This window comes from Sphingomonas sp. CFBP 13728, assembly GCF_014841895.1.
GTDB lineage: Bacteria > Pseudomonadota > Alphaproteobacteria > Sphingomonadales > Sphingomonadaceae > Sphingomonas.
In genome coordinates, this window is sequence record NZ_JACYUS010000004.1 from 176,236 (window position 1) to 188,428 (window position 12,193).

General features: G+C 60.7%; 8 protein-coding genes and 3 pseudogenes. 4 read left to right on the forward strand and 7 right to left on the reverse strand.

Annotated features, from left to right (window positions below; translation table 11 throughout):
- Positions 1-2: 2 nt before the first annotated feature.
- A complete protein-coding gene (locus IFT67_RS16845) occupies positions 3-767 on the reverse strand; it encodes a Crp/Fnr family transcriptional regulator (protein ID WP_192239317.1) in 765 nt (254 codons plus the stop codon).
- A 619-nt stretch (positions 768-1,386) separates the two neighbouring features.
- On the opposite strand from IFT67_RS16845, the gene IFT67_RS16850 reads away from it, so the two are divergent.
- On the forward strand, positions 1,387-1,623 hold the full coding sequence (locus IFT67_RS16850) for a hypothetical protein (RefSeq protein ID WP_192239318.1): 237 nt from the start codon (positions 1,387-1,389) through the stop codon (positions 1,621-1,623).
- Between the two features lie 336 nt (positions 1,624-1,959).
- Here the strand turns inward: IFT67_RS16850 and IFT67_RS16855 are convergent, their stop codons facing one another.
- The 6 genes and pseudogenes from IFT67_RS16855 to IFT67_RS16880 form a co-directional block, all read right to left on the reverse strand.
- On the reverse strand, positions 1,960-2,352 hold the full coding sequence (locus IFT67_RS16855) for a hypothetical protein (RefSeq protein WP_192239319.1): 393 nt from the start codon (positions 2,350-2,352) through the stop codon (positions 1,960-1,962).
- Between the two features lie 393 nt (positions 2,353-2,745).
- Positions 2,746-3,081: a hypothetical protein gene (locus tag IFT67_RS16860; protein ID WP_192239320.1), complete on the reverse strand. Its 336-nt coding sequence runs from the start codon at positions 3,079-3,081 to the stop codon at positions 2,746-2,748.
- Positions 3,082-3,292: 211 nt separating this feature from the next.
- Positions 3,293-3,370: pseudogene (locus IFT67_RS16865) on the reverse strand (IS5 family transposase); the annotation flags it as partial.
- 280 nt (positions 3,371-3,650) lie between these two features.
- Positions 3,651-4,686 (reverse strand): annotated as a pseudogene (locus IFT67_RS16870) (IS110 family RNA-guided transposase).
- Positions 4,687-5,063: 377 nt separating this feature from the next.
- Positions 5,064-5,900 carry a helix-turn-helix domain-containing protein gene (locus IFT67_RS16875; protein ID WP_192239321.1) on the reverse strand — a complete coding sequence of 279 codons (837 nt, stop codon included), beginning with the start codon at positions 5,898-5,900 and terminating at the stop codon, positions 5,064-5,066.
- 447 nt (positions 5,901-6,347) lie between these two features.
- Positions 6,348-7,379, reverse strand: coding sequence for a replication initiator protein A (locus tag IFT67_RS16880; protein ID WP_192239322.1), 1,032 nt, complete (start codon positions 7,377-7,379; stop codon positions 6,348-6,350).
- A 1,686-nt stretch (positions 7,380-9,065) separates the two neighbouring features.
- Between IFT67_RS16880 and IFT67_RS16885 the strand changes: the two genes are divergently transcribed.
- The 3 genes and pseudogenes from IFT67_RS16885 to IFT67_RS21005 all read left to right on the forward strand — a co-directional run bounded on the left by IFT67_RS16885 (position 9,066) and on the right by IFT67_RS21005 (position 12,066).
- Positions 9,066-10,976, forward strand: coding sequence for a S9 family peptidase (locus tag IFT67_RS16885; protein WP_192239323.1), 1,911 nt, complete (start codon positions 9,066-9,068; stop codon positions 10,974-10,976).
- 61 nt (positions 10,977-11,037) lie between these two features.
- Positions 11,038-11,801, forward strand: a pseudogene (locus IFT67_RS16890) (IS3 family transposase); the annotation flags it as partial.
- Between the two features lie 55 nt (positions 11,802-11,856).
- Positions 11,857-12,066 (forward strand): DUF4019 domain-containing protein, encoded by a 210-nt coding sequence (locus tag IFT67_RS21005; protein WP_192239370.1) that lies wholly within the window; start codon positions 11,857-11,859, stop codon positions 12,064-12,066.
- Positions 12,067-12,193 lie beyond the last annotated feature (127 nt).

Here is a 12,193-nt window from a genome sequence, read left to right on the forward strand (position 1 = left end):
TCCTACGCATGGTCAGGTGGCCGCACTGTCGCATCCGATGGGTTCATGTGTAGATATCGGCTGTTGAAGCCCCCTTCCGCTACCAACACTTCCCAATCCGGAATAGTCACGCCGCGTCTGCTGTGAACAATCAGGCTATCGTTCACAAGACCTTTCAAGATCCTGTTGACATGTACGGCGGTCAAACCAAGGGTATCGGCGAGTTGCTCCTGCGTCATCGGCAGTTCGTATGCCTGACCGGGCGGCAGGCCGTGTTTGTCGAGCCTGAAAGCGAATTCGCACAGCAAATGGGCCAGGCGCGTGCGCGCGTCGCGACGTCCGATACCAAGCAACCATTCCCGCGACATCGATAACTCCACGATCGTTGTCACAATGAGCGCGTGTGCGACCGAGGGGCGTTCCGCCGCGAGCTGGCGCAGCGCCTTGTGGGGTATTGTCACGACCTCACACCGTGTCAGGGCCTGCACATTATTGTCTGCAGTGGCGAGGTGCAGCTGTTGCAGATCGTAGATCTCGCCGGGGATATGGATCGAGACGATCTGGCGTAGGCCTTCCACGCTGATTTTATGGCGGAAGGCGAGACCCGAAACCAACATGCCGCAATGGTCAGGCGTATCGCCGTCTCGAAGCAAATAACTGCCGGCTTCGAAAAAGCGTGACGCGTACGGTAGTTCGAGCAGGCTGCCCCGATCTTCCACCGAGATAGGTGCGTGGAGCGCAAGTTTGTCGACCATGCAAACGAGCGGACTGATGTTGGCTATGCTCATGATCGATCCCACCAAATGCAAGGCGGGATCGCGTGCACTCTATATGATGATAACGGTATTAAACTTTGCCTTGAATTAATCTACCATAATGCAACAAATTTAAATATTGATTAATAAGCTTCAAACAGTTAATTCAAGCCTCTGTAAACAAGTCGTTCTGATAACATAATTCGATGCAAAAACCTATGTTCTCGATATCAAATTAACATCTGTTGGTAATAATTACGGGTGTTGTTGCCGGCCCCTCTCTTTGACTGACCGTTCTCAGAACTTGAATTCCTGCTTGAGTCGACCGCAGAGTTCCTGTCGCTCGAAGCGCTTGACGGGATTGCTGACCTACGTGCTAAACAGCACCGGATCAGTAGTCTTGCGTACGCCTCCGGTAGACCCGGGGTGGTTCAATATCGCTATGTCTCGGCTTCAGAACCGGAGGATGGCTCAGCACCAACCGACTGCTTAGGGTGTCATTTCGCCCTTAGCCGGAACAGAGTCCAATTATTGCACAATAAGCTTACTTATGCCATAGCAATTAGACCGTCGGCCTGGCCTCACCGACCCTCGTCGATGCGGTGATGATCAAGAGTGAGGCTCAAAGCGGTTCAGGGAAATTAGTCGGCTGATGGATATCGCCAAATTTGATGCACGATATCCGACACCGGGGCACGCTGCCGCAGCGGAACGACGGGAACGATTGCCTGCCTGCGATCGGGCGCGCTTCGACTATCTTCGAGGGTGCCGAGAACGGGCACTGCGGGCCCTGAAAATTGCCGAAAACGATGACGACCGATCTTACAATCGCGAATCCATAGAAATGGTCGATCGCGGAATTGCGAAGCTTGAACGCCGCTGGAGATGAAGCGAACCAATGCTTCTGCTGTGGAGCCATAAGGTCGTTTGATGTTAAAATCGGTAGCCCGCAGGCCTGCAGTGTCGGGCGTAAGCGACGTCCTGAACGACGATCAGGCAGTTGAAACCTGCCGCCAAATTAACCGGGCAGTTAAGGCCATAAAACAAATTGGGTCGTAATAACGATTGGCCACCAACACCCGAACTGGCTGTGGACGGCTTACATGCTTGGCCAAAACGATTTTCTTGCGACAAAATCAACAGTTACGCGTTAATGGAATCAGTCGCGACGGATGGTCCTTTAACGTGCTCATCACACGCATTCGTCGCGACATTGCATATCGTTTTAGTTTAATTTATCGCTTAGTTGTCGCGGCAGGTTGAGCTTTCCCAGGGCGCCTCCCTGCCGCGACGCATCCCAGATCAGCTCCCGGACGTCGCCTTGATTGTGGCTGTTACGGCCTCTGCCTGCTTCAACGCCGCCAGTTGCTCCGCTGCCGTTGCTGCATACCGCGCTGCCAGTAGACCGCGTTCCGCCAGCGACGTCGCCAAGCGCACGCGCGCTGCGTTCCGGAGACAGGAACGGAAGCACGAGTTCGGCCGTCGACGCGATCCGGTCATAAGCGGCCTGAGCTCGATCGATCGCGGATCCGATATGCGCAGCTTGCCCGGTCGAGATCGTCGCGCAGCTAGCGAGCATCGACGGCGCGCATAGCGCCGTGGACAGCAATTTGTTCATAGCGATCTTTTCGAAGATTCTGCCTGATCCTCAGGCGGGGGCGTTTGGGCCGGTCAGGCAAAGGCGCAGTTCGCGCAGTTCGCGCAGTTCGCGACTTCAATGGATGGTAAAGAAACGACAGCGCGATTTGTCGGGCGAAAGCGTAGGGAAAAGTTCTCTGTGGGGGGTGACTATGTTTGGCAGCGATGTGAAAGTTTGGACGCCCCACATAGGGTTATCGTCCGCGTCCCAAGTATATCTCTTCAATGGGAACGGCTTTGAGCCTCTTTCACTGACATCGGCGCCCGTAGCTCATCGGGAGCGGCGGAATGACCGCCCTTCGGTCGATGCCGCGCGCACTGATTCATCGCCAGCCTCCCGCGATTAGCGCCTCCTGAAACGACATCGCCAACCCTACCACTTTTTCGGCGCGATCAATCCCGTTGATGATCCGTCGCGCCGAGGTGAACTGCTGCGAGGTTGCGACGCCCTGGCAGGCACGTAGCGTGCGAACTTATGCCGCCCGACCTTATCGCCAGCGAACCAATTCTCGGGCATCCCCCGGGCCATGATGCGCGCGGAGATCTCGGTCTCGAGCGCACGGTCGAAGTAGGCGAGTAGCGCCCCCTTTAGCCCGAGTTGGGCGTCCGCGATCTCGTAGCTGCCGTCCCACGTCAGCTGGACGTCGCCGCTGTTCGACCGCTCCTGGACGGTCAGCGCGGCGAGCGCCCGGTAAGCATCGCCTCGCACGTCAACACCAGCTAGCCGCCGCTCTCGCCGCGGGCGAGAGCGCGCGAATCCGCCACCCGTCACGCCCCACCGTTTTCAGCGATTGTAGAGCGGCCCTTCGACAGGCTCAGGACAGGCTTTTTGCTGGCCGTAGTGCTGGGTGCATCACGCTAGCGCAGCCATTGCGGTTCACGAAAACGATGCCGCTCAATACCCGCCGGTCGTCAATTCACGGCTTGCCATGGCTCGTTGGGAAATATGGCCGCAGGCGCGCCATCTGCTCCTCCGCCAACCCGTACAGGTCGCTCATCCTCAGTCCCCTCACGGAGCCTGAATCATCTGTGGACGCCTCTTCGGTTGCAAGCGGAGTTTGGAAGTTCTGACACGTAGTCGGATGCTGCCATCTGTCCGGCCTGTAATGCAGCGTAAGCTTCTGGCCCGTATGGGAGTTCGCGGACCGGAACCACATCAGATTAACGTGCTCGAAGCACACTGATTCAGTCTGGTTCTTCCGGCCCCGTCTCGCCGACTGTTGTGCCATACCTTCCTTCGTCCGACTGCGCCCTCCGACGCCTCTAGCCCGCCTTGGCTTACGCCGCAGCCGCGACCGGAGCTCTGTAATCCTCTTGCTTGATCAGCAATGCCCAAACGGTGCGCGTCATCTTGTTGGCGAGCGCGACCGTAACCAGCATACGCGGTTTTCGCGCGAGCATGCTTTCGAGCCATGAGCCCGTCGGTGCTCCGCGCTTGCTCGCCTGAAGCACAACCGCGCCGCTACCGATGATGAGCAGACGCCGCAGCGTTCGTTCTCCCATGCGCGAGATCGCGCCGAGCTTCTGCTTGCCACCGGTCGACATCTGTTTTGGCACTAACCCCAACTAGGCGGCGAAGTCGCGCCCCTTGGCGAAGGTTTCAGCGGGAGGAGCTATCGCCGCAATGGCCGTGGCGGTAATCGGACCATTGCCGGGAATGGTCATCAGCCGGCGCGCTACCTCGTCCTCGCGAGCACGACGCGCAATCTCCTTGTCGAGGACCGCTATTCGCTTGTCGAGTTCGGCCAGCATGTCGACCATCATTGCGAACATCGGTCGCGCCGCCTTGGGCAGCGTTTCCCCGATCTCGCCGTCATCGAGCAGATCCGCCAGCATCGCGAGGTGGGCGGCGCCCTTCGGAGCGACCCAGCCATATTCAGCCAGATGTCCGCGAAGCGCGTTCCCGAGCTGAGTGCGCTGCTTCACTGCGAGATCGCGCGTGCGGAACACCAGCGCGGCCGCCTGCTGTGCCTCGGTCTTCACCGCCACGAACCTCATGCTCCGTCGCTGAGCTGCCTCGCACATCGCCTCAGCATCCACCGCATCGTTTTTATGTCGCTTCACATACGGTTTCACGTACGCTGGCGGGATCAAGTGCACCTCATGGCCCATCGCCGTCAGTTCGCGGGCCCAGTGATGCGCGCCGCCACATGCCTCCAGTGCCACCAGACAGCGTGGCTGCGCCCCAAAAAAGTCGAGCAACTTGCCACAGCGTGATCCTGCGGCTGAACATCGCCCGGCCGGCTGCGTCGGCACCATGCGCGTGAAAAACCTGCTTAGCGATATCAAGACCGATTGTGGTAACCTCTGTCACGTACGCCTCCCTCAGTGGTGCTCAACACCTCCACTATTGCACATCGATGCAGTCGGGGGGCGTCCACCCCATCAGATTGCACGTCTCACACCAATGAGTTCTGACCCTACATAGTGACGAGGCAACAGCCGAGAGAGGCTTGATGGCATGAGACGACATCAAACCAGCCGCCCCGTCCGTTGACGGTTCGACCTGTAGATGTCGCGTCGGATAAAACGCATCGCCGGCCGCTTGCTCCAGTTAGGGAGCATATGACGGCGTAGCCGGCATTCGGAATGCCTTTTTGCGATTTGTTGGATTGTGTTCGTTTGTCACTTCCGGTGTCGTCAGGCTGGTGCGCTGACCGGTTAGGTCGGCTCGATAGTAAAGTAATCATATTAATTTGGTAGTGGTTGCGGATTGTTTTGAGACTCGCGCTCGAGACGATCGATACCCGCGCCCAGCTTGGCAAGCATTTTGCCCAATTGCCCGCCGACCGTCGCTGTGGCGAGCTCGTGGCACGACAGCCCCGCAACCATCGCCGCAACCTCGCCGGTGCGGTCGATCTCTCGCTGTACCACGTCATCGGGCAGGGGGGCCGGACGCATCCAGCGTGGCATGAAGCCCAGCACCCGCTGCGGCAGGGTAGGGCGGTACGCGTTGGAAGTCTGTCGATAGCGCGGTCCCGGCCCGTCCGCATCGACGCGCTTGAACCGGCGCTGACGGACGAGAAAACCGATATCTTCAAGGATATGGAGCGCGCGAGCGATGGTCGCCCGACCAAGGCTCGTCGTCATGGAGAGATGGTCGTAACTGGGGAAGACACGTCCCCGATTGAGACGGGCGAGTGTGAGTATCTCCTCATAGACCCGCACAGCGGCTGCGGTGAGCGTGACGATCCGGCGCTCGGCGGCGGTCAGGACGCGATCGCCGGCGCGGGCCTCGCGGCGCAGCTGGCGGCCTGCATCGAGCGTCCGACGAGCGATCCGCAGCAATTTATCGGTCTCGCCCTTAGCCGGTACCGCGAAGAACAGCTCTTCGAACGTTCCCGCTTCGATGCTGTCGCGCAGCACGAGCGCACCAGTCCGATGCGGCATGCGAGCGCGTCCAGCGCCTGACTGGGCGGTTAGGCGGGTGGTGGCTGCCACACCACGCGAGCCTGTGGGCGCGGCCATGCTCGCGCCCGCCTTGCCGAGCGCCTTCGCGGTCGCCTGGCCCAGGGTAAAAACCGTCATCTTCCATCCCCTTGTCGGGGCTGGGACCAAGGCAAAAAGGGGCGTGGCGCGAAACGCGCATCCTTGAACCGAAGTTCGTGTCCGGCTATATGGAGGGGGTCTGACAGTGACCCCGGATCGACGTTTGGCGACGTCGCTCCATTTAAGCTTGGGATGCCCGGCCTCGTGCCGGGCTTTCCTTTATGGGGTCACAGCCGCTCCATCTTCGGTCGTGCCAGCATCAGCGCCGACATTCCCTATTTTTTGCAGCAAATTCTGGGGAGCGAAAGCACCTACGGTTCGTGCTTTCGAGTATCAAATACGAATTACTTTAAGTTTTTGCGTCGAAAGTTCGTGCTTTCGAGTATCAATTCACCCATTCATTCGTGCTTTCGAGTATGAATTGCTGTGTATGTTCGTGCTTTCGGATATCAATTCCGATGTAAATTCGTGCTTTCGAGTATGAATTCATGGTGCCTCGTTCGAATCGGGCAAATTTGAGTCGCGGCGTGATTCGGAAATCGAGTCGCGCAGGGATTCACGGACGACCTCGCGCGCCGTTTCCGTCGGCGGACCGATCGGCGGGCTCTCGGCAAGCAGCGCCGGACGCCGGGTAATCACGACCTTGACCGGGTTGCTCTTGCGGCCGCGCTTGACGGTGTCGACGACCGCGTCGGGGTCGCTGACGGTCTCGATCAGCTCGAGCCGGTAATCCGGAATCGTGTCGGCACCGGCAATCTGTCGCAATGCCGCACGGAAGTTTGCGAGCGGATTCTGATAGCCGATTTGCAGGCGGAAGGTCGCGAGGTCGATCTCGAACCCGTCGCCATCACCGGTCGAACGGGCGACTTCGTAGATCCGCCGTTCGATCGGACCCAGTTGAAAATATGCCGCGGCATAGTCGAGCACATGCCTATCGAGCAGGATCGCCCGAAACAGCCAGTCGCAGAGCCGTACCTTGACCGCCTTCAACCGCCGTTCGCCGGCACGCGTCTTGTTATAATGCAGCTTTGCCTCTGACAACCATGAGAAAAAGCCTTCCTCGCCTTCGCCACCAGCCTCGATATTGGTCTTGATCTGCGTGCCCTGCAGCCGCTCCAGCGCCTCCGACAGCCGGCCGTAGGAGCGCGCGCTGTGATTGCTACCGGTCACGCTGAACAGATCGTGCGCGGTAAACACGAAATCCTGCGCGACATCTTCGCCCGCCTCGAGCTTGGCGGCCATGAGGCTGGCGATGTAGAGCACGATCTCCTTGTCGTAGATCGTCGCCACGCCACTGGCGCTCGGGCGCACCTCGATCGTCACGGTATCGGTCTGATAGCTGAGCGGTCTCATCCACGCATTCTTGCTGAGTGCGAAGAACGGGAAGGCCATCAGCGATCGCTCGCCGCGGATCTCGCCGTACAAAGGACTGTCGAGCAGGAAGAGCTCGCCCTGGGGGATCCTGGACGGCGTCGTCTTGCCATCCTTGGTGCGCTTTACGGTGGGCGATCGTGTCATTCGCCATTCCTACTCGAAAGCACGAACTTTTGGCATCCCCATCTCCTGTCACACGGGGCAGGGGGGGCGTCTTCACACTCCAGTTCGTGCTTTCGAGTAGAAATTCACCGCGTCCTATGAAGGACATCGACTAAATTCCCGACGTGATCCCTAATCAGCCAGCAACAGGCCGCAAGGTCGACATTTCGAGCTTACGACATGTCGGTATGTCGGTCGTTCGACACGTCACAGTGAAGCAAGGCGGTGTTAGGCCGATTTCGTTGGGGGCGTCCGCCAGATTCCGTACGCCCGATTTTGGTTCCTACCCTGAGCCCGGTTATCGAGCCGAACTTCAACGTCTCCCGTTCACCGACGGTAAGGAACGTCGAGCACCAATCCTGACACTCTAATCAATCGAGATGTAGGGGTGTAGGATTAGCCTATCTGCTGGCTGATCGCTTTTCCAAGGCGTGCGGCACCGCATTACGAACATGCCCGGAACAGGCTGGTAACGAAACGCGAGCATCTTGCTTTTCTTCGAATCTGCAGTGACTCATAGAAGCGGGATGCCGATCCGCCCTGAAAACCGCTGGCCTTATTCGATCGACTGGCCGCAGCTGTCGGACACGATCCGGTTCGGCTGCGCAGGCGCCCGCTGTGAACATTGCGCCCGGCCGCATCGGCGCTTCGTCGTGCACCTCGGTGATGGTCGCTGGTGGGAGGCAGAAACGGGATGCTGGCGCTCGCCGCGGGGCCGACAGGTAGCGGTCATCGATCCCTTCGAACTTGCCAGCGTCTGTACCACCTTATGTCGTCCTTGCCTGCGCGCATCTCGATCATGATTCGGGGCACAATATGCCAGCCAACCTCGCTGCGTTGTGCCAGCGTTGCCACATGCTCCACGATGCGGCCGAGCATCGCTGGCAGCGCTGATGGAACACGTTCCGTCTGCGCGCGCTGCGCGACTTGTATGAAGAACCGCGGCTGACGCACGAGCGCCTCGCGCGCGTGTATCTGTGACCGCCAGGGCAGGGAGGCCACAGTCCAGAAGCTTCAATCCTTCCATCAAAGGGGATCGTTCGAAGCTGACGCCTGCGATCGGCGATACGTCGACGCAGCGCCAGCTTGGTCGGTGCCATACCGTTCCTTCGCGATCCAACCAACGACGCCGAGCTCACGACCCCACGGGATCGCTGGTAGCAGACGGCACGGCAAAGATCTGCTCCGACTGGCCCATACCGCGCGCGCAACTGCCCCGACAGGAGCGCGTCCAGTCGCGTGTCTCGATCGCGTCGACGAGCACGCCTCGCTAATCTGATCAATAATGATCTCTGGTGCGGCGCTGCTCGACATTCCCACCGTCACGCTGCTCGCCGCGCTCGTGGTCTTTGCGCGAATGAGCGGCTGGTCCGGTCGTTGCAGCAAAGCGTGTAGCAGGTGTTTGGCGTATTGCCCGCCTTCACCGCGCTGCGCCAGGAAACGCTTCGCGCCTGCGTCCGTGTGATCATGCTGGAGGTCACGCAGACTGCGGATCTATAGCCGATGGCCCAACTTGACGACATCTCGACAGCTAAAGATCAAGCCATAGTTCGGAGCGCATCGACGGGCACACCGCCCGCCTTCCTGATGGCAATTCCCCGCCTTGGCTTGTGACGACTGGGTAACACGTTAAGCGTCATGGGTATTGCCGCTTTACCGGAGCTTTCGATGCGCCTGACCTTTGCTGCCGCTCTCCTCGTTGCATCCGCGGCGCCGACATCGGCACAGTCGATTCGCCAATATGGCGCCCTCGCGCTTTCGCCTGGGGGCGACCGGATCGCGACGGTCGAGAACAGCGGTGCGCGGGGCGTGGTGACGATCCGCAGCGTCGCCGACGGGCGGGTGCTGCGGACGATCGATCCCTGCGCGACGTGCAGCTATTCGGGGCTGACCTTCACGCCGGGCGGCGATCTGGTCTTTCTGGTGCGCGACGCCACCGCGGGTACCGTGCGACTAACCTATGCCGATGCCAGAACGACGCGCACCGTCGCCACGATCGCTGGCATCGCGCAGACGCCGCGCGTATCGCCCGACGGCAAGCGGATCGCGCTGCTGGTGACGCTGGGCGCCGCCAAGGAATCGGGTGCGACGCAAACGGGCGTACGGATGATCGGCGAGATCGGCGAGAAGAGCGACGAGCAACGCCTCGCGGTGTTCGACATTGCGAAACCGACCACGACGGTGACGCCGCTGTCGCCGGCAGGGCGCTATGTCTACGAATATGCCTGGACGCCGGACGATAGCGGGTTCGTCGCGACGACCGCGCTCGGCAATGGCGACAATAACTGGTGGGTGGCGACGCTCGACGCAATCGATGCGCGGACCGGCGCGGTGCGCTCGATCGCGAAGCCGGCGACGCAGCTCAACCAGCCGCGCGTGTCGCCCGATGGACGGACGGTGGCCTATATCGGCGGGCTGATGAGCGATTTCGGCTCGATTGGCGGCGACGTCTTCACCGTGCCGCTGGCAGGCGGCAGCCCGCGCAATATCACCGCGGGCGCGAAGTCGACCGTGACCACGATCGACTGGACCAAGGCCGGTCTGCGGACGGTGACGCTAGCGGGCGACCAGGTCCAGCTTGGTACGCTGACGCCCGGTCAACCGGTCGTGCCCGGTTTCGCCAAGCCGGCAAGCTTGAGCGCAGGTGACGGTCGCGCGGTATTCTCCGCCGATGGCCGCATCGCCGCGGCCGTGATGCAGGATTATGAGCATGCCCCCGCGATCTATGCGGGACCGATTGGTGCGGTGCGTCAGGTGACGCACGACAACGACGCGGCGCCCGCCCTCGTGAGCGCGCGCAGCGTCAACTGGAAGAACGAGGGATACGACGTGCAGGGCTGGCTGCTCGCGCCTCGGACCCCACCTGCGGGCCCATCTGCGAGCAAGGCGCCGATGATCACGCTCGTTCATGGTGGTCCCTCCGCGGCGTCGATGCCTGGCTATCTGTCCGAGACATCGCTGAACGCTACGCTGCTCAAGGCCGGCTATTACGTCTTTCTTCCCAATCCTCGCGGCAGCTACGGGCAGGGCGAAGCGTTCACCGCCGCCAACAAGCGCGATTTCGGGGGTGGCGACCTGCGCGATATCCTCGCCGGCATTGATGCGGTCGAGCGGATCGCACCGATCGACGACAAACGTCTGGGGCTGGGCGGGTGCAGCTATGGCGGCTTCATGGCGATGTGGGCGAATACGCAGACCGATCGCTTCAAGGGCATCGTCGCGGGCGCCGGTCTGTCGAACTGGGTGAGCTATTACGGCACCAACGGTATCGACCAATGGATGCTGCCGTTCTTCGGCAAGTCGATGTACGACGACATGAAGGCGTATGAGGACGTGTCCGCGATCTACCAGGCCAAGCGCGCAAAGACGCCGACCTTCATCTATGTCGGCGAGCGCGATATCGAGGTGCCACCCACCCAGTCGATCGAATGGTGGCATGCGCTGAAGGACCGCAACGTGCCGGTGAGCCTGGTGATCTACCCCGACGCCGGCCACTGCGTAACGGGACCGGAACAGTCTGCGGACGTGCGCCAACGCGCGATCGCCTGGTATGATCGGTACGTGAAGACCGTGCGCTGAGCAGCACACGCGCGCCGCTCGCTCATCCCCAGCGCCGTCTGGAGATGCCCGACCGCTTCCCGCTTCGCGGCGGGCGTGTGCTGTCGTCGGGGCGCATTGCAAGAGCATGCGGTATCGCTCGAGCCGAGCAGATGATGGCGACCTTCGGTCGCGTCTGCGTGAGTTGGCGCAGCAGCGCCGACGGTTCGGCTATCTGCGGTTGCACATTCTGCTTCGGCGGGAGGGCATCACGATCAACCGCAAGAAGACACAGCGGCTTATCGTGAGGGAGGTCTGACAGTCCGTCGCCAGAAGGGACGAAAGCGCGCCGTCCGCGCGCGGGCACCTGCGCCAGTGCTAGCGCTACCCAACCAGCGCTGAATCCTAGACTTCGTTCGTGACCAGATAGACACAGGGCGGCGGTTCCGTATCCTCAACATCGTCGACGACGTGACACGCCAGCGTTTGCGGACGATGCTCGACACGTCGATATCGGGTAAGCGGGTGGTGCGCGATCTGGGTGACCTGATCGCCGAGCGTGGCGCGCCCAAGATGATCGTCAGCGACCATGGCACCGAGATGACCTCAAACGCTATGCTCGCGTGGTCGGGCGATGTCGGCGTCGAGCGGCACTATATCACTTCGGGCAAACCAACTCAGAACAGGTTCGTCGAGAGCTTCAATGGTCGCATGCGCGACAAGCTGCTCAATGAGACGCTGTTCTTCACGGTCCGCCAGGCGCGCACGATCCTCGCCCGCTGGGTCGAGGACTACAACACCGAGCGGCCACACTCCTCGCTCGGCTACGCCACACCGGCCGCCTTTGCCACCGAACTCAAGAAGCAACGGTCGGTCTCTGGTTGACGCTGGATGAAAGGCGGGGGTCACGTCAACCACGACGATCCAGCCTGTCCGACAGCCGCTCGGGCCGGCTTCGTCACGCACCTTGCAAAGTGCGGTGCAGACGAAAACGCTGCCCGGCGCGCCAGCAGGTGACTACCAAGTACTTCAGTTCCAGACGTGCTTTGCCGACAAGCCTAACGCGGTCAAAACCATCGTGTTCGCTCACGAACAGGCAGGGTTGCGCGTCATCGGGTACTCTCTCCGTTGACTTCCGAGCCCCTTACCGTTGTTTAGCGTCAAACCAGCTTTGCCCTCCCATCAAACAAAATCGAGCATGTCTTGGGCGAAGGCATGCAGGTGCGGCTGAAATGATGGGGCTTGTTGTCATGGCGTCG

What these genes read in the sequence shown, in the direction of transcription:
- IFT67_RS16845 (WP_192239317.1), bottom strand. Translation starts at nt 767, where the DNA reads ATGAGCATAGCCAACATCAGTCCGCTCGTTTGCATGGTCGACAAACTT.
- IFT67_RS16850 (WP_192239318.1), top strand. Translation starts at nt 1,387, where the DNA reads ATGGATATCGCCAAATTTGATGCACGATATCCGACACCGGGGCACGCT.
- IFT67_RS16855 (WP_192239319.1), bottom strand. Translation starts at nt 2,352, where the DNA reads ATGAACAAATTGCTGTCCACGGCGCTATGCGCGCCGTCGATGCTCGCT.
- IFT67_RS16875 (WP_192239321.1), bottom strand. Translation starts at nt 5,900, where the DNA reads ATGACGGTTTTTACCCTGGGCCAGGCGACCGCGAAGGCGCTCGGCAAG.
- IFT67_RS16880 (WP_192239322.1), bottom strand. Translation starts at nt 7,379, where the DNA reads ATGACACGATCGCCCACCGTAAAGCGCACCAAGGATGGCAAGACGACG.
- IFT67_RS16885 (WP_192239323.1), top strand. Translation starts at nt 9,066, where the DNA reads ATGCGCCTGACCTTTGCTGCCGCTCTCCTCGTTGCATCCGCGGCGCCG.